We start from the raw sequence: 17,264 nt of genomic DNA, 5'->3' as shown, positions 1-17,264 counted from the left end.
GGGATGCCAACTAAGTATATATTTGTTACGGGCGGTGTAGTATCATCACTAGGCAAAGGTATCACAGCTGCAAGTCTAGGTCAATTGTTAAAGAGCAGAGGACTCAAAGTGACTATTCAAAAATTTGACCCATACATAAATGTAGATCCAGGAACTATGAGTCCTTATCAGCACGGTGAAGTATTTGTTACAGACGATGGTGGAGAGACAGATTTGGACTTAGGCCATTATGAAAGATTTATAGACATAAATTTGAGCAAAAATAGCAATACTACTACAGGAAAGATTTACTGGTCAGTTCTTAATAAAGAGAGAAAAGGTGAATACTTGGGAAGAACAGTACAAGTTATTCCTCATATTACAAATGAAATAAAAGAGAGAATAAAAAGAGCAGGAAAAGAAAAAGAAGTAGATGTAGTCATCACAGAAATAGGTGGAACTGTTGGTGACATAGAGAGTTTACCTTTTTTAGAAGCTATAAGACAATTTAAAAGTGATATAGGAAGAGAAAATGTCATGTATATTCATGTGACATTGGTTCCTTATCTTTCAAAAGCTGGAGAATTAAAGACAAAGCCTACTCAACACAGTGTGAAGGAACTTAGAAGCATTGGAATTCAGCCAGATGTTCTTATCTGTAGAACAGAGAAACCCCTTTCAGAAGATCTAAAGGACAAAATAGCATTATTTTGTGATTTAGAGCCATCAGAAGTTATCCAAAATTTAGATGCAGAAACTCTATATGAAGTGCCACTTATGCTTGAAAAAGAAGGACTTCCAGAACTTGTTATTGAACATTTGGGACTTGAGTGCAATGAATTGGATTTGAAAGAGTGGAAGGGCATTGTAGAAAAAGTTAAAAATCCAAAGGGAAAAGTGACAGTAGCTCTTGTGGGAAAATATGTGGAGCTAAAGGATGCTTATATTTCAGTGGCTGAAGCACTAAAACATGGTGGAATTGAAAATGATTTAGATGTGGATATTAAATGGGTTCACTCTGAGGATTTGGATGAATCAAATTGCTGTGAAGTTTTAAAGGGCGTAGATGGTATACTTGTTCCTGGTGGATTTGGAGATAGAGGAGTAGATGGAAAGATTTGTGCTATAAAGTTTGCAAGGGAAAACAAGGTGCCTTATCTAGGAATATGCTTGGGAATGCAATTGGCAGTAGTGGAGTTTGCAAGAAATGTAGCAGGACTAAAGGATGCTCATAGTTCAGAGTTAAATCCAAATACAAATTATCCAGTGATAGATCTTATGCCAGAACAAAGGGATATAGACGAAATGGGTGGAACTATGAGACTTGGATTATATCCATGTAAGCTTAAAGAAGGTACAAAGGCTTTTGAGGCTTATAAAGATGAACTTATATATGAAAGACATAGACATAGATATGAATTTAACAATGAATACAGAGATACGTTTATAGAGAATGGACTTGTTGTAAGTGGAACGAGTCCTGATGAGAGACTTGTGGAAATAGTTGAACTTAAAGACCATCCTTGGTTTGTGGCAGTTCAATTCCATCCAGAATTTAAATCTAGACCAACTAGATCTCATCCATTATTTAGAGAATTCATAAAGGCATGTAAAGAATATAGTTGTTAGAAAATAAGAGGAGCAATTGCTCCTCTTATTCTGTCCTTATAGCTTCAAGAGCACTTAAATTCATAGCTCTCTTTGCTGGATAATATCCTGATATTAGTCCTACAAATGTAGAAAAGGCCATAGCTGCAAGTACGAGCCATATTGGGACGATGCTTATCTTTGTCATTCCCATAGGGCCTACAATATCTCCCCCCAGACTAGGGGCCAGTTTGTTTATGACAAATGACAATAATTCGCTAATCCCTACACCTAGGATTCCTCCAAATAGCCCTATCATTCCAGATTCAAATAGAAATAGTCTTTTTATGTCTCCAAGGGATGCCCCTATGACTTTCATGATTCCAATTTCTTTGGTTCGTTCATATATACTCATGACCATAGTATTTGTGATACCTATAGCTGCTACAAGAAGTGATACTGCTCCTATTCCTCCAAGTATTGCTTGAATTGTATTTGAGGTTTTTTTCATGCTTTCTAGATAATCAGAAAGGCTATAGGCATTGTATCCCATGTCTTTTATTTGAGTTTGAACTTCTTGAACTTTGTTTATATCATCTACTTTAACTAAAACTGTTTGATATCCTCTCTGTCTTTTTCTTTCTTCAGGGCTTATTTTGTTTCCTTCAGCTTTGTTTTTTTCTTGTATAAGTTTTTTTACTTGTTCAATAGGCATATAGGCATAGTATCCTTTTTCATAATCTCCTTCAGCCAATATGCCTACAGTTTTAAATTTATAGGTCTTATAATTTGGTTTTTTTGAATTGTCTTGAGAGATTTGTGGTCCTCTTTTTTTAGACCCATATTCCATGTCAAAGGTAAAGATGAGTTTATCTTTTACAAGATCTATTTTTGGTTCCTTATAGTTGTATCCTGAGCTATTTTCATCATAAAACATATTTTTTACTTCTCCACCATATACTACTGCCAAATCATCGCTACTTTTTAGAAGTCTTCCATCTGCTAATTTATAGTCGAAGTCTTCCATATTTTTAGGGTCTACACCTCTGATGGATAAATAGCAGGAGTATCTTCCATCTACTAATTTGCCGGAAGTTTCTATAATAGGAGTTACAGCTTTTACACCATTTATTTTTGAAAAGGCAATTAAAGATTTTTCATTTAATTCTTCCTGCTTTTTCGATTTATTCATATTTGGCTGTGAGTATCCACGATATCCTTGACTTACGGTGATGATATTTAAGCTTCCCATTTCACTTATTTGTTGTTTGAAGGCTTCTTTCATTCCAAATCCCAGAGAAAGCATGACAATGATGGAACTTGTTCCTATGACTACACCAAGTACTGTCAAGAAGGTTCTGAGTTTTCTTCTCCATAGGTTTTTAAGTCCCATGGAGACTAAGTCTTTGCTATTCATCTAGAGCCATACCTTCCTTTTTCTTTTTTCTATTTTTGTAGAATTTGATTCCCCCTATTCCGCCACCAACAATTATAGCTAGTATTATCCAGAATTTTTTACTTTTTAAAATCCCCTTAGATTGATTCATATCTGGATTCATATCGTCTGGAAATTCGTCCATAGGTGGAGCTTCTTCTACATTTAATTTGAAATCTTTTCTTATTTCCACATGTTCACCAGAGGTATCGTCATAGGAAAAAACTAGAGTTCCTTTTATTTCTCCAGGAGAGTCAGGTATGATTGTGCCTTCAAAAGTTTCACTATTTCCAGATTCAAAATTTCCTACATAATAGTTTCCATTTTCAGTTTGAAAATCGCCTTCAAGACTGACCATAGTATTGTAGAGTGTGACTTTTCCCATATTGTAGAATTCTACCATTACAGGTATGGGTTGTCCTACATAGTTTTCAGTAGGAATACTTATTTCTCCTATTTCTAATTTTGACTGTTGAACTACAGGTACACCTATGAGTTCTGTAGCTGTATATTCTTGACCTTCAGTATCTTCATATTCAAAGTTTGCAGTGATATTGTAGGATTTTGCTTTGGCATCAGGTACTGTAAACATGGTGATGGTTTTTCCTACTCTTCCCTTTGGTGGAATAGAATCTATATAGAAGGTATTGCTACTACCTACAGGAGTAAATACATTTCCTGTTTCTTCTGTTTTTTCATCTACAACAAGGGAAATCTTTATGTTTTTCACAGTTTTTTTTGCATTTGTATTGAAAAATGATAAATTCATTGTGAAGTTTTCTCCTGCTTTTGCTAATGCTGGTTCAAAACTATATTGGTCTATGATTAATTTTGGTTTTCCCTTATTTGCTCCTTCGCCTTTGTCAATTTTTTCTACGTAAACTCCTACATATTGAGTGACTACAGATTTTTCTTTTCCAGCATTTAATTCATCTTCATATTCTACAGTTATATTTATAGGATAGTTTTTGGTAGTGGCTTCAGCTGTTGGAGAAAGGACAAAAGTGAAATTGGCACTTTTCCCTGCTTCCAAAGTGTTTAATTTTTTTATGCTTGCAGTTTTAGGAATTATAGCTGGGTCAGAACTTTCCACAGATACTTTTACATTGTTTGCAATAGTATCCCCAAGGTTTTTCACATCAAATCCTATGGTGAAATCTTTTCCTGGTCTTATTGTATCTGAGGGATACAATATATTTTCGATGACAATATTTGAACCTTTGTTGTTGTTGTCAAGACTTAAAAAGAATTTTTGTGTATCTTCATAGCTTTGTCCTAGATTGTCTTTGTATGTCATCTTTAAATCTAGACCATGATTTCCTCTAGGAATATTTTTAGAAGATTTTAATTTAAATACTATATATCCTACGCCACCACCAGAAAGTTTCTTTTGGTATTGGCTGTTTGTACCAGAGGAAATGATAAAACCCTCACCTGTAAGGCCATCCAAAGTAAATCGAATGTCTTTTGCATCAAGGGATCCTTGATTTTCTACAGTAAGTCCTACAGTCACTTCATCTCCAGCTTTTATAGGCTGAGGAGATACATTTACTTTGCTTATGACCAATCTTGGTGGAACATTTTTATTTATGACTTTTACATATATTATTTCACTTGAAGAGCCTGGGTCATTCCAACCATTGGTATATTGATAATTTAATTTTATAGGATAATTTTTTTCCTTGGCATCTGGTGAAATAGCTAATTTTAAACTTATATTTGCAGAACCTTTTGCATCAATTTTATCTAAGGTTTGAGTGAAATTTAGATTGTCAAGAGAAAAAGGGTTGTCTTCTCCAATAAATTCTGGAGTGATGATTACATTTCTTGCTGTATAAGGACTTTTGTTTTTTATATTTAAGTTTAAAGATATACTATCTCCTGCTTGTCCTTTTGGAATATCAGAGTTTGATACATTTAAAAGAGGCATAAGTTTTGTAGTATCAATTTTTTCTCCTTCATCATCTCTAGCCAATCCAATACTTGGTATTTGTACTAATATTAAAATCATTATGAGTAAAAAACTAAATTTGCCTTTCATTTTGCCTTTCATTTAATATGTTTCCCCCTTATTTGTATTTTCTACTATTTTTTCAATACTTCCATCTCTTATATAGACTATTCTATGGGCATAATCAGATATTTCAATATCATGAGTGACTATGATGAGGGTTTGATTGTATTCTCTTGCCATAGAAGTCATAAGGTCCATTACTTCCATAGTAGTTTTTGTGTCTAGATTTCCTGTAGGTTCGTCTGCAAATACTATTTTAGGCTTTCCTACAAAGGCCCTTGCGATACTCACTCTTTGCTGTTGCCCACCACTCATTTCAGAAGGTTTGTGATTGAGCCTATTTCCAAGGCCTACTGCTTTTAGCATTTCTTTTGCCTTTTTATCTCTCATACCTTTTGGAATTCCACGAAATGTAAGGGGAAGACTGACATTTTCTATAGCAGAAAGAGTAGGAATTAAATTGTATGATTGAAAAACAAATCCTATATACAATTGCCTAAATTTAGCCAATTGTTTTTCATCCATTTTTTCTATATGATGATTATCTATGATGATTTCACCCTTTGTTGGCTTTTCAAGGCCAGCTACTATATTTAAAAGAGTACTCTTTCCAGAGCCAGATGTGCCTAAAAGACATATAAATTCTTCTTTATTTATTTGGAGGTTTATGTCGTTTAGAGCAATTATTTTTTCGTCCCCCATTTTATATACTTTTCTTATATGGTTTAAGCTTATGAGTGGGTCCAAAACTTCACCTCCCTACAATAATATATCTACATTTTACCATAGAAAAAGTATATTCAAAAGGAACAAAATAGTTACAATATCATATGAAGCTTATTTTTAAATAGATATAGAGAGATTTCTCTAGAAGCTATGGTGAAAATCCTCTTTGAGGGATATATATAGCTAAATATTGAAGGGTATGATATAATATTGGCTGTAAAGGAAAACAAATGAATTGGAGGTATGGACCATGGAAAAAGCTATTATCAGAGTAAGAATGAGTGCAGGAGATGCCCACTATGGTGGAAATCTTGTAGACGGTGCAAAGATGCTACAATTGTTCGGAGATGTAGCTACAGAATTGCTTATAAGAAATGATGGAGATGAAGGTTTATTTGCAGGGTATGAAAAGGTTGAATTTTTAGCTCCAGTTTTTGCAGGGGATTATATTGAAGCTGTTGGAGAAATAGTTAAGACTGGAAATAGCTCAAGAAAAATGGAATTTGAAGCTAGAAAAGTTATAGCTCCAAGGCCAGATATCAATGATTCAGCATGTGATGTATTGGAAGAACCTATAGTAGTTTGTAGAGCTGTAGGAACTTGTGTAGTTCCAAAAGATAAACAAAGAAAGTAATATTTAAAAAGTTGAGGTGATATTTATGGAAAAATTAATTATTACAGCAGCTATATGTGGTGCAGAAGTGACAAAGGAAAACAATCCAAGTGTACCTTATACAGTAGAAGAAATAGGTAGAGAAGCTGAAGCAGCATACAAGGCGGGAGCTAGCATCATACATTTACATGTAAGAGAAGATGATGGAACTCCTACTCAAAGCAAAGAAAGATTTAAAGCTTGTATTGATGAAATAAAGAAGAGATGTCCTGATGTAATCATTCAACCTTCAACAGGTGGAGCAGTTGGAATGACTGATGAAGAAAGACTTCAACCTGTAGAATTAAATCCTGAAATGGCAACTCTTGACTGTGGGACATTAAACTTTGGCGGAGACGAAATATTTGTAAACACTGAAAACACTATCAAAAATTTTGCAAAGATTATGAACGAAAAGAATGTTAAGCCAGAAATTGAAGTGTTTGATAAAGGAATGGTAGATTTAGCTATCAGATACCATAAACAAGGTTTCATCAAAGCTCCTATGCATTTTGACTTTGTACTTGGAGTGCAAATGGATGCAACAGTGAGAGATTTGGCTTATTTAGTTCACAGTTTGCCTGAAGGTTCTACATGGACGGTAGCTGGAGTAGGAAGACATGAAATTCCTATGGCTGTGGCAGCAATCATCATGGGAGGCCATGCAAGAGTAGGGTTTGAGGACAATGTTTACTTATCAAAAGGTGTTTTAGCTAAATCCAATGCTGAATTGGTAGAAAAAGTTGCTAGAATATCAAGAGAAATAGGAAGAGAAGTAGCTACACCAGATGAAGCAAGAAAAATATTAGGACTTAAATAGATCAAAAATCCCATTTTAAATTCTATAAAATTAGAATTTAAGATGGGATTTTTTTAGTATAAACTTTTCGACAAATTGAAGGAATTAATAAATTTTTGAAGAATAAGAATAGTAGAGAAGGAAGGGGAGGTGCCCAAAATGGTAGTTTCCGTACAGAAAACTCTACTTATACAGTGTGAGATATGTGGAAGAGTTGAAACTTATGATATAAATTTATTTCATATTTCTAAAGGCCAAAAGTTTGAATACAAATCTTCTTTTAATAGTACTGGTATTTTTGTGAAGACTTTTGATTATAAAACTTATTTTATAGAATCACATTGTCCTATATGTGGAAGTACACATATCTACCGATGTAGTTTAAAAGACATACTTGAAAATAACAATTGTTTTAATATGAATAACTATAAAAATTGTTTTATAGAAAATAAAGAGAATGATGAGATAGATTCTAAAGCTGAGGAGGAATTTGACAATTGTTTAAGGAAATTTAAGATATTCATGTCATCTTTGGAAAGGCTTGAAAAATTAAATGAAGAAGGTAAGATTACTTGCGATTGTGGGAATGATAAAATGAAGGTAGAATTGTTTTCTGATAGAATAGAGCTTATATGTAGGAATTGCAAAAGTGTACAGATAATTTATACAGAGACAGAAGAAGATTTAAAGGTGCTACTTGAAAAAGAAAAGATACATCTTAAAACCTGCAATATTTCCTATATAGATTCTATATCAGAAAAAATTAAAGATGTAAAGAGAATTAATGGCAAAGAGCAATAAAAATGATATAATATAAAATGAGAAAATAATAAGGAGAGTGGGGAAATGTTAGTTACAGGTAGAGAAATATTAGAGGATGCTCATAAAAATGGGTATGCAGTAGGGGCATTTAATATAAATAATATGGAGATAATACAAGCTATAATAGAAGCTGCTGAAGCAACAAAGTCTCCGGTTATTTTACAGGCTAGTCAAGGCGGTTTAAAATATGCTGGTATAGATTATATAGCAGCACTAGCTAAAGTTGCTGCTCATAAGGCAAAGGTTCCAGTAGCTGTGCATCTTGACCATGGTACAGATTTTGATCAAGTAATCAAATGTATAAGATATGGATTTTCATCTGTAATGGTTGATGGCTCAAAGCATCCAATAGAAGAAAACATAGCATTGACTAAATTGGTAGTAGATATAGCTCATTCAGTAGATGTTTCGGTGGAAGGTGAGCTAGGTAAAATTGGAGGAACAGAGGATCATATTGTCGTAGATGAAAGAGAAGCTACTTTTACAGATCCTGATGAAGCTGTAAGATTTGTAGAGGAAACAGGAGTAGATTCATTGGCAATAGCTGTAGGAACTGCTCATGGGGTATACAAAGGTGAGCCTAAATTGGATTTTGATAGGATAAAGATCATAAAAGAAAAGACAAATATACCACTTGTACTTCATGGTTCTAGTGGAGTGCCATATGCAAGTTTGGAAAAGGCTGTGAGTTTAGGAATCAACAAGATAAATATTGATACTGATATAAGAGCAGCTTTTGCACAAGCTGTAAAAGATTTCTTAAGAGAAAATCCAGACAATATAGATCCAAGAAAAATTTTAGGACCAGCAAGAGATTCTATGAAACAAGTAGTCATGGAAAAGATGAAGGTATTTGGTTCAGTTGGGAGAGCATAGGAGGGAAAATATGAAACTTTTTATTGATACTGCCAATATTGATGAAATAAGAGAGATAAATGATTGGGGAGTGATATGTGGTGTAACTACAAATCCTTCTCTTATTGCAAAAGAGGGAAGAGATTTTAAAGAAGTCATAAGTGAAATAACCAGCATAGTAGACGGACCTATAAGTGCAGAAGTTATATCTCTTCAATGGGATGGGATGGTTAAAGAAGCAAGAGAATTATCTAAAATTCACCCAAATATTGTAATCAAAATTCCTATGACCAAGGATGGTTTAAAGGCAGTAAGTATACTTCATAGGGAAAATATAAAGACAAATGTGACATTAGTTTTTTCTCCTAGTCAAGCATTACTTGCTGCAAGAGCTGGAGCAAGCTATGTCAGTCCTTTTGTTGGAAGAATGGATGATATAGGAAATGAAGGTATGGCAATCATAAAAGATATAAAAGAGATATTTAAAAACTACAATATATCTACAGAGATAATTGCAGCTAGTATTAGACATCCTATGCATGTGATTGATGCTGCAAAGGCAGGTTCTGATATAGCGACAGTACCTTATAAGGTGTTTGTTCAAATGGTTAAACATCCTATGACGGATATGGGTATTGAAAGGTTTTTAAAGGACTGGGAAGGATTAACAAATAAATAAGGAGGGAAAAAATGGACAGAAATCTAGCCTTAAATTTAGTTAGAGTTACAGAAGCAGCAGCTCTTGAAAGTGCGAGATTTTTAGGTAGAGGCGATAAAATAGCAGCAGATCAAGCAGCTGTAGATGGAATGAGGAAGATGTTTGATACTTTAAATATTGATGGAATTGTGGTTATAGGAGAAGGAGAGATGGATGAAGCTCCAATGCTTTATATTGGAGAACAAATAGGGAAAGCAGTAGGAGATTCACCAAAATTAGATATAGCTGTAGATCCTCTTGATGGAACTACATCTGTTGCAAAGGGACTTTCCAATGCTATATCTGTAGTGGCAGTAGCACCTAGGGGATGTTTGCTTCATGCTCCAGATATGTATATGAAAAAGATAGCAGTAGGTCCAAAGGCTAGGGGCTCTATAGATATAAATGCTACAGTTGAAGAAAATTTAAAAAATATTGCCAAGGCTTTAAACAAAGATATTTCTGATTTGACAGTGACTATTTTGGATAGGCCTAGGCATGAGGAACTCATAAAACAAGTGAGAACTGCTGGAGCTAGAATAAAGCTATTTGGCGATGGAGATGTGGCAGCAGCTATAGCTACTTGTTTTGAACATTCAGGTGTAGATGTACTTATGGGTATAGGAGGGGCTCCTGAAGGGGTTTTGGCAGCAGCAGCTTTGAAATGTATGGAAGGTGAATTTCAAGGTAAACTATATCCAATGACTGATGAAGAAATAAAAAGATGCCATGAAATGGGTGCTGACATAGATAAAGTTTTGACATTGGAGGATTTAGCTAAAGGAGATGAAATACTATTTGCAGCTACAGGCATATCTGATGGAGAACTTTTAAGAGGGGTAGTATTTTATGAAAACAATATGGCTAAAACCTATTCTGTAGTCATGAGGGCTGAAACTGGCACTATAAGATTTGTAGAAGCACTTCACAAGCTAGATAAAAAACCAGAGTATGCTAAATAATTTCCTGTAGGTCATTCCTACAGGGTTCCCTTTCTTTTTTCTCATCTTATTTTTCCAACAAAAAGATAAAAAGTGTATAGTGGAGGTGTATTTTTTTGACCCAAGTTGAGTTAGAAGGCAAGAAAATTGCTGAATTGAGAGAAATTGCAAAGAACATAGGAATAAGGAGTCCTTACAAATTCAAGAAAGAAGAGCTTATAGATTTGATACTTCAAGATTATGCTTCAAAAGAAGTAGATGATGAGGAAAGGGAAGAAGAGTATGATGAAGAATATGAAGTTGAAAAAATAGATATAAAGGATATAAATACAGATGTGCTGCCGGAAAAAGTCACAGAGGAATTGGAACAGATGGATAATATAAATATGGCCAAGGGAATATTAGAAATTCATACAGATGGATATGGTTTTTTAAGATGTGAAAATTATCTTTCTGGTGATGAAGACATATATGTATCTCCTTCCCAAATAAGAAGATTTAGACTTAAGACAGGAGATAAAATAAAGGGAATTACAAGACCACCTAAACAGGGAGAAAAGTATAAAGCCCTTCTTTATGTAAAAAGTGTCAATGATCTAAATCCTGAAACCTGCATAAATAGACCAGATTTTGACACATTAACTCCCATTTATCCAAGAAAAAGAATTGTCCTTGAAACTACTCCAAATGAGCTTTCCACAAGAATGATAGATTTGTTGGCTCCTATAGGAAAAGGCCAAAGAGGCATGATAGTATCTCCTCCAAAGGCAGGAAAGACTACTTTGCTTAAAATGATTGCCAATGCTATTTCTATAAATCATCCTGAAATTGAACTTATAGTATTGCTTATAGATGAAAGACCTGAAGAAGTTACAGATATGCAGAGATCTGTAAAGGGAGATGTTGTATATTCAACTTTTGATGAATTGCCTAAGCATCATACAAAAGTAGCTGAAATAGTTCTTGAAAGGGCAAAAAGACTTGTGGAACATGGAAAAGATGTAGTCATACTTTTAGATAGCATCACAAGACTTGCAAGGGCATACAATTTAACTATTCCTGCAACAGGTAGAACCCTTTCTGGTGGCCTTGATCCAGGTGCATTACATAAACCTAAAAGATTTTTTGGAGCTGCTAGAAATGTAGAAGAAGGTGGCAGTTTAACTATACTTGCTACTGCATTAGTTGAGACAGGAAGCCGTATGGATGATGTCATATTTGAAGAATTCAAAGGTACAGGCAATATGGAAATTCATTTAGATAGAAAACTTTCTGAAAAAAGAATATTCCCTGCTATTGATATAAATAAATCTGGTACTAGAAGAGAAGAACTTCTTTTAAATCAAAGAGAACTTGAGACTATTTGGAGTGTGAGAAAAGCTCTAGCCAATGCTCCTACTCAAGATGTAACTGAAATTTTAATCGAAAATTTAATGAAAACTAAAACAAATGATATATTTATTGAAGAAATGAGAAATAAAATTTGGGTTTAAAAGTTGAAATACTTTTTTTTCTATGCTATAATTAAAAAGTTGAAATATGTAAAATAGATAATTTCTATAAACTAGCTACAAAAGAGAGGTGAGCATCATGAAACAAGGAATTCATCCAGAATATCACGAAGCTACAGTATACTGTGCTTGTGGGAATACTTTCAAGACAGGTTCAACTAAAGAAGAACTTAGAGTAGAAGTTTGTTCAGAATGTCATCCATTCTTTACAGGTCGTCAAAAGTTTGTTGAAAAAGGTGGACGTGTAGAAAAATTCAAGAAAAAATATGGCATGAAATAATTTCTCAAAAAAGACAGGTTAGATGCTTACATCTAGCCTTTATTTTTTTGGAATACCGCCGCACCGCCACGGGGACGTTTCGTTTGGCTGGTCAGATAAGGTCCCGGGTTTGCCGAACGAAAAGTAGATCTCGTGGCTTTCCTGCGTCTAGTTTTATATGGTATAATATAATATGATTATAAAATGTTTTGGGGAGTTGATCATTTGAAGATAAAAGATATAAACAGGGTTCCAAAGCACATGACTACTATAGGAGGGCAGGCTCTCATAGAAGGAGTTATGATGAAAGGGCCAAAGGATATTGCTATAGCAGTTAGAAAACCAGATCATGAAATAGAAGTTAAAAGAGAAAGGCTGGATACTCCAAGTACCAAGCACAAATTTTTGAGACTTCCATTTATAAGGGGAGTAGTGGGCCTTGTAGAGGCTATGTTCATAGGGACTAAATCTCTTATGTATTCAGCTGAATTTTTTGGAGAGGATATGGAAAAGACTAAATTTGAGAAGGCTTTGGAAAAGAAAATGGACCCTAAAAAAGCTGAAAATGTAGAGATGTTTTTTACAATGCTTTTGTCATTTGCAATAGTTATATTGTGTTTCATGATAGCACCTACATTTTTGACAAATCTATTTAAAAATATAGTTAAAAATCCGGTATTGTTAAATCTTATAGAAGGCTTAATAAGAATTGTTTTTTTCCTCATATACGTAGTATCTATTTCTAAAATGGAGGATGTAGGCAGAGTATTTGAATATCATGGAGCAGAACACAAGACTATTCACTGCTATGAAAATGAAGAAGAATTGACAGTTGAAAATGTAAAGAAGTATCCAACTCTTCATCCAAGATGTGGAACTAGCTTTTTGTTTATGGTCATGATAGTGAGTATATTGGTGCTTTCATTATTTGGATGGCCAAATCCATTACAGAGATTTTTTATACGAATTTTAATGTTGCCAGTTATAGCTGGGATTTCCTATGAGATAAATAAAATCATTGGCAAAAGCGGCAGTAGACTTGCTTATATTTTGTCTTATCCAGGACTTTGGCTTCAAAAGATAGCTACTACAAGAGAACCTGATGAGGAACAAATAGAAGTAGCTATTGAAGCTTTGAAAGGCGTACTTGTAGAAGACAAGGAGGAAGACATTTGGAAATAAAAAAGCTCTTAGAGCTAGGGCTAAATATATTGGGAGAAAGAGAATATTTAAATGGGCCTTTGGATGTGATTTTAATATTAAGTTATCTACTGGATGTAGATAAATCCTATATTTATACACATGGGGATAGACAAGTTTCGGAGAAAATTGTGGATAAGTTTTTAGAACTTACTCAAAAGAGAAAAGCTGGATGGCCCATGGCTTATCTCATAAATGAAAAAGAATTTTATGGACTAAATTTTTATATAGAAGAGGGAGTACTCATTCCTAGACCTGATACAGAAATATTGGTAGACTATATATTAAATGAGGCAATAAAAAACTATCAAGGCAGTATAAGTATACTTGATTTAGGTTCAGGAAGCGGCTGTATAGGCATTGCTCTTGCCTATTATATAAAAAATGCCAAGGTATATTCTATAGATATAGATGATAAAGCTTTGGAAGTCACTAGGAAAAATGTAGAGAGATTTCATCTTCAAGATAGAGTAATAGTCATGAGAGGAAATATACTGGAAGAAATAAATTCTTTACAAATAGATGAAAAAGTAGATATAATAGTATCGAATCCTCCATATATACCTAAAAAAGATATAGAACAACTTCAAATAGAGGTTAAATGTTTTGAACCTAGGAGGGCATTAGATGGAGGAATAGATGGATTAGATTTTTATAAAAAAATAATTCCCGCTAGTAAAAAATATTTAAAAAGTGGTGGAATGCTAATATTTGAAATAGGATACGATCAAGGAGATAGTCTTGTGGAATTATTTGAAAGTGAAAATTACGAAAACATAAATGTCATAAAAGATTTGCAAGGATTAGACAGAGTAATATTTGGAACCTTGCCTTAGGGGGAAGATATATGTATTTTAAGATGTTTTGGACTTTTTTTAAGATAGGGGCATTCACTATTGGGGGAGGATATGCCATGATTCCCCTTATTCAAGAGGAGGTTGTAGAAAAAAATGGGTGGCTTGAGACTGATGAGTTTATGGATATTTTGGCCATAGCGGAAGTGACACCAGGACCTGTAGCGGTAAACACAAGTACCTATGTGGGATATAAATTGAAAGGTATAAAGGGTTCTCTAATTTGTACTTTAGGAACCATTCTTCCTTCATTTTTAATCATCCTTTCTATTGTCACATTTCTGTGGCAGTATAGGCAAAACCAAGTAATAGACAAGATATTTTTAGGAATACGTCCTGCTGTAGCTGCTCTTATATTTTCAGCGGTTTATAAGCTTGGAAAAAGTATGAAACTAAATTGGTCTAAAATTGCTATTGCTGCTGTGACGGTGCTTTTAATAGAGGGGATAAATATATCTCCTATATATATAATACTTGTAGCAGCACTTGGTTCTATTGGATATTTTAAATTTAAGGAGAAAAACATATGACTAACTTGTTGAAGCTTTTCATATCATTTTTGAAAATAGGTGGATTTAGTTTTGGTGGAGGATATGCAATGCTTCCACTTATAGAAAAGGAAATAATAGATGTTCATGGTTGGATGACTTCTAGTGAGTTTATAGATATATTAGCTATAGTAGAAATGACTCCAGGGCCAATTGCTATAAATTCAGCTACATTTATAGGATATAAAGTTGCTGGTGTAGTGGGCTCTCTAGTGGCAACTTTAGCTGTCGTATTACCTTCTATTGTCATAATTCTCATCATAGCTCATTTTTTAGGTAAATTCAAAAATTCTCCTTATGTAGAATGGGCTTTTAGAGGAATACGACCAGTAGTATTGGGTCTTATATTGTCGGCTAGTATTGGAGTTTCTAAAAATGCATTTATAGACTTTAAGAGTGTTTTAATAGGGGGAATACTGTTTTATTTTATTTCCTTTAAAAAACTTCATCCTATATTGGCTATAGTCATTGCAGGTACAATTGGAGCATTGGTTTATTGATGTATATTGTAGTAAAAGTTTTTGGAGGTGAAAATTGTGATAGAAAAATTATCTTTTATAGAAAATAAATATAAAGAATTGAGTCAAAGAATAATAGATCCAAAAGAAATGGAAGATAGATCAGAGTGGCAAAAGCTTGTAAAGGAACATGGAGAAATTGAGCCAATTGTCATGAAATATAAGGAATACAATGAAAATGTCACTAGACTTGAAGAAGACAAGGAAATGCTAAAGGAAAAACTAGATGATGAAATGAAAGAACTAGTAAAAGAAGAAATAAGTGAATTGGAAGAGAAAATTGAAAAATTGGAAGAAGAATTAAAGGTACTTCTCATACCTAAAGATCCGAATGATCACAAAAATGTTATAGTTGAAATAAGAGCCGGGGCTGGAGGAGATGAAGCAGGACTATTTGCTGGAAATCTATTTAGAATGTATTCAAGATATGCAGAGAGAAAAGGATGGAAAATTGAAATCATGAGCTCCAACGATCAAGGTATTGGAGGATTTAAAGAAGTCATATTCATGATTAAAGGAAAAGGTGCATATAGTAGACTTAAATATGAAAGTGGTGTTCACAGAGTTCAAAGAGTTCCTGAAACTGAAGCAAGTGGTAGAATTCACACATCCACTGCTACTGTAGCAGTACTTCCTGAAGCAGAGGATATAGATATAGAGATAAATCCAAATGACATAAGAGTAGATGTTTTTCGTTCTTCTGGAAATGGAGGTCAAAGTGTCAACACTACAGATTCAGCTGTTAGAATCACACATATTCCTACAGGAATGGTAGTATCCTGTCAAGATGAAAAATCTCAGTTAAAAAACAGAGACAAGGCCATGAAGATCCTTAAAACTAGACTATATGATCAAATGCTTACAGAACAAAATGCAGAAATTGCACAAGAAAGAAGAAGTCAAGTAGGTTCTGGAGATAGAAGTGAAAGAATTAGAACCTACAATTATCCGCAAGGTAGAGTTACAGATCATAGAATAAATATGACCCTCTACAAGCTAGATGCTTTCCTAGATGGAGATATAGATGAAATGATAGAAGCACTCATAACTACAGATCAAGCTGAAAAGTTAAAACAAGTTGGCTAAAACTAAAAAAATAGTCCCAATATAAAGCCTATAATTATGCCTATTGTAGAAGTCCTTCCGTTGTGAAGGGCTTTTGCATTTGGTATAAGTTCACTACATATTATATAAAGCATAGCTCCTCCAGCAAAGGATAGACATATAGATATAAATATACTTGAAAGATTTCCTAGATACGCCCCTATAAATGCTCCTATTCCAGTTGGCAATCCTGCCAATAGAGTGATTAGGAGTATTTTTAAATTTGAAACATTTGACAATTTCAAAGGTATGGCAAGAGTCAATCCTTCTGGCAAATTGTGTATGAGCATAGCTAAAGATAGTATATAGCCAATATTGCTTTCCATCATAAAACTAGAGCCTATAGCTAAACCTTCTGGAATATTATGTATTCCTATACTTATGGCCAATAGGAGTCCACTTTTTAATAAAGGTTCATATTTATCTTGAGGGAATTTTTCTTCTACAAATAAAATCAAAAGCGTTCCCAATACTATACCAAGAACTTCATTCCATATTCCACCTAAAGCATAGGATTGGGGTAGAAGTTGAAAACATACAATACCAAGCATAAATCCTCCTGTGATTCCTAAAAGGATACTTAAAAATTTGTCTTTGGTATTTTTCACAAACATGGCACAAATTCCGCCAAGACCAGTACCTACCATTCCAACAAGAAAACCTATGATACTTATATTTAGAATACTTTTCATTTTTACCTCCCAAGATATTTACTATTTTTATGATATTCTTTTTTATAAAATAAAGAACTATAAATTTACCC

The 17,264-nt window shown here is 33.8% G+C and carries 18 protein-coding genes; 14 read left to right on the top strand and 4 right to left on the bottom strand.

Features of this window, described 5'->3' with window-relative positions; translation table 11 throughout:
• Positions 1–3: 3 nt before the first annotated feature.
• Positions 4–1,608, top strand: a complete 1,605-nt coding sequence (locus ACFWUA_RS03375) for a CTP synthase (RefSeq protein WP_416198758.1) — start codon at positions 4–6, stop codon at positions 1,606–1,608.
• 25 nt (positions 1,609–1,633) lie between these two features.
• Here ACFWUA_RS03375 and ACFWUA_RS03370 read toward each other — a convergent pair whose 3' ends face one another.
• From ACFWUA_RS03370 to ACFWUA_RS03360, 3 genes are read right to left on the bottom strand one after another with little or no spacing between them, the layout of a single operon-like run.
• Positions 1,634–2,983, bottom strand: coding sequence for an ABC transporter permease (locus ACFWUA_RS03370; protein WP_416198757.1), 1,350 nt, complete (start codon positions 2,981–2,983; stop codon positions 1,634–1,636).
• On the bottom strand, positions 2,976–5,054 hold the full coding sequence (locus ACFWUA_RS03365) for a COG1361 S-layer family protein (protein WP_416198756.1): 2,079 nt from the start codon (positions 5,052–5,054) through the stop codon (positions 2,976–2,978). The genes ACFWUA_RS03370 and ACFWUA_RS03365 overlap by 8 nt, the downstream gene beginning before the upstream one ends.
• Entirely contained in the window at positions 5,055–5,762 is a 708-nt protein-coding gene (locus ACFWUA_RS03360) for an ABC transporter ATP-binding protein (RefSeq protein WP_416198755.1), read from the bottom strand.
• Positions 5,763–5,991: 229 nt separating this feature from the next.
• On the opposite strand from ACFWUA_RS03360, the gene ACFWUA_RS03355 reads away from it, so the two are divergent.
• The 13 genes from ACFWUA_RS03355 to prfA all read left to right on the top strand — a co-directional run bounded on the left by ACFWUA_RS03355 (position 5,992) and on the right by prfA (position 16,483).
• Positions 5,992–6,375, top strand: a complete 384-nt coding sequence (locus tag ACFWUA_RS03355) for a hotdog domain-containing protein (protein ID WP_072742788.1) — start codon at positions 5,992–5,994, stop codon at positions 6,373–6,375.
• Between the two features lie 25 nt (positions 6,376–6,400).
• On the top strand, positions 6,401–7,213 hold the full coding sequence (locus tag ACFWUA_RS03350) for a 3-keto-5-aminohexanoate cleavage protein (RefSeq protein ID WP_416198754.1): 813 nt from the start codon (positions 6,401–6,403) through the stop codon (positions 7,211–7,213).
• 138 nt (positions 7,214–7,351) lie between these two features.
• Positions 7,352–7,993, top strand: coding sequence for a hypothetical protein (locus tag ACFWUA_RS03345; RefSeq protein WP_416198753.1), 642 nt, complete (start codon positions 7,352–7,354; stop codon positions 7,991–7,993).
• A gap of 45 nt (positions 7,994–8,038) precedes the next feature.
• On the top strand, positions 8,039–8,890 hold the full coding sequence (locus tag ACFWUA_RS03340) for a class II fructose-1,6-bisphosphate aldolase (RefSeq protein WP_416198752.1): 852 nt from the start codon (positions 8,039–8,041) through the stop codon (positions 8,888–8,890).
• A gap of 10 nt (positions 8,891–8,900) precedes the next feature.
• Positions 8,901–9,548, top strand: coding sequence for a fructose-6-phosphate aldolase (gene fsa, locus ACFWUA_RS03335; RefSeq protein ID WP_416198751.1), 648 nt, complete (start codon positions 8,901–8,903; stop codon positions 9,546–9,548).
• Between the two features lie 11 nt (positions 9,549–9,559).
• A complete protein-coding gene (gene glpX, locus ACFWUA_RS03330) occupies positions 9,560–10,528 on the top strand; it encodes a class II fructose-bisphosphatase (protein WP_416198750.1) in 969 nt (322 codons plus the stop codon).
• A 95-nt stretch (positions 10,529–10,623) separates the two neighbouring features.
• Positions 10,624–12,000, top strand: a complete 1,377-nt coding sequence (rho, locus tag ACFWUA_RS03325) for a transcription termination factor Rho (RefSeq protein ID WP_416198749.1) — start codon at positions 10,624–10,626, stop codon at positions 11,998–12,000.
• A 97-nt stretch (positions 12,001–12,097) separates the two neighbouring features.
• Positions 12,098–12,298 carry a 50S ribosomal protein L31 gene (rpmE, locus tag ACFWUA_RS03320; RefSeq protein WP_072742776.1) on the top strand — a complete coding sequence of 67 codons (201 nt, stop codon included), beginning with the start codon at positions 12,098–12,100 and terminating at the stop codon, positions 12,296–12,298.
• A 204-nt stretch (positions 12,299–12,502) separates the two neighbouring features.
• Complete coding sequence (locus ACFWUA_RS03315; RefSeq protein ID WP_416198748.1) at positions 12,503–13,459, top strand: DUF1385 domain-containing protein; 957 nt, start codon at positions 12,503–12,505, stop codon at positions 13,457–13,459.
• Complete coding sequence (gene prmC / locus ACFWUA_RS03310) at positions 13,450–14,313, top strand: peptide chain release factor N(5)-glutamine methyltransferase (protein ID WP_416198747.1); 864 nt, start codon at positions 13,450–13,452, stop codon at positions 14,311–14,313. Before ACFWUA_RS03315 ends, prmC begins: the two co-directional genes overlap by 10 nt.
• Positions 14,314–14,324: 11 nt before the next feature.
• The gene (locus ACFWUA_RS03305) at positions 14,325–14,861 is read left to right on the top strand and encodes a chromate transporter (RefSeq protein ID WP_416198746.1); all 537 of its coding nucleotides are present in this window, start codon (positions 14,325–14,327) and stop codon (positions 14,859–14,861) included.
• Positions 14,858–15,379: a chromate transporter gene (locus ACFWUA_RS03300; protein WP_416198745.1), complete on the top strand. Its 522-nt coding sequence runs from the start codon at positions 14,858–14,860 to the stop codon at positions 15,377–15,379. The genes ACFWUA_RS03305 and ACFWUA_RS03300 overlap by 4 nt, the downstream gene beginning before the upstream one ends.
• 36 nt (positions 15,380–15,415) lie before the next feature.
• The gene (gene prfA, locus ACFWUA_RS03295; protein WP_416198744.1) at positions 15,416–16,483 is read left to right on the top strand and encodes a peptide chain release factor 1; all 1,068 of its coding nucleotides are present in this window, start codon (positions 15,416–15,418) and stop codon (positions 16,481–16,483) included.
• A 2-nt stretch (positions 16,484–16,485) separates the two neighbouring features.
• Here the strand turns inward: prfA and ACFWUA_RS03290 are convergent, their stop codons facing one another.
• Positions 16,486–17,193 (bottom strand): ZIP family metal transporter, encoded by a 708-nt coding sequence (locus tag ACFWUA_RS03290; protein WP_416198743.1) that lies wholly within the window; start codon positions 17,191–17,193, stop codon positions 16,486–16,488.
• Positions 17,194–17,264: the final 71 nt, after the last annotated feature.

Origin of the sequence: Sporanaerobacter sp. (genome assembly GCF_047830725.1) — a bacterium.
In the GTDB taxonomy this organism is placed as follows: Bacteria; Bacillota; Clostridia; order Tissierellales; family Sporanaerobacteraceae; genus Sporanaerobacter.
Note: the sequence above shows the minus strand (reverse complement) of the source record. Positions and strands in the feature narration are given on the sequence as shown.

Coding starts and splice junctions, on each gene's coding strand:
- ACFWUA_RS03375 (WP_416198758.1), top strand. CDS start 4: ATGCCAACTAAGTATATATTTGTTACGGGCGGTGTAGTATCATCACTA.
- ACFWUA_RS03370 (WP_416198757.1), bottom strand. CDS start 2,983: ATGAATAGCAAAGACTTAGTCTCCATGGGACTTAAAAACCTATGGAGA.
- ACFWUA_RS03365 (WP_416198756.1), bottom strand. CDS start 5,054: ATGAAAGGCAAAATGAAAGGCAAATTTAGTTTTTTACTCATAATGATT.
- ACFWUA_RS03355 (WP_072742788.1), top strand. CDS start 5,992: ATGGAAAAAGCTATTATCAGAGTAAGAATGAGTGCAGGAGATGCCCAC.
- ACFWUA_RS03350 (WP_416198754.1), top strand. CDS start 6,401: ATGGAAAAATTAATTATTACAGCAGCTATATGTGGTGCAGAAGTGACA.
- ACFWUA_RS03345 (WP_416198753.1), top strand. CDS start 7,352: ATGGTAGTTTCCGTACAGAAAACTCTACTTATACAGTGTGAGATATGT.
- ACFWUA_RS03340 (WP_416198752.1), top strand. CDS start 8,039: ATGTTAGTTACAGGTAGAGAAATATTAGAGGATGCTCATAAAAATGGG.
- fsa (WP_416198751.1), top strand. CDS start 8,901: ATGAAACTTTTTATTGATACTGCCAATATTGATGAAATAAGAGAGATA.
- glpX (WP_416198750.1), top strand. CDS start 9,560: ATGGACAGAAATCTAGCCTTAAATTTAGTTAGAGTTACAGAAGCAGCA.
- rpmE (WP_072742776.1), top strand. CDS start 12,098: ATGAAACAAGGAATTCATCCAGAATATCACGAAGCTACAGTATACTGT.
- ACFWUA_RS03305 (WP_416198746.1), top strand. CDS start 14,325: ATGTATTTTAAGATGTTTTGGACTTTTTTTAAGATAGGGGCATTCACT.
- ACFWUA_RS03300 (WP_416198745.1), top strand. CDS start 14,858: ATGACTAACTTGTTGAAGCTTTTCATATCATTTTTGAAAATAGGTGGA.
- ACFWUA_RS03290 (WP_416198743.1), bottom strand. CDS start 17,193: ATGAAAAGTATTCTAAATATAAGTATCATAGGTTTTCTTGTTGGAATG.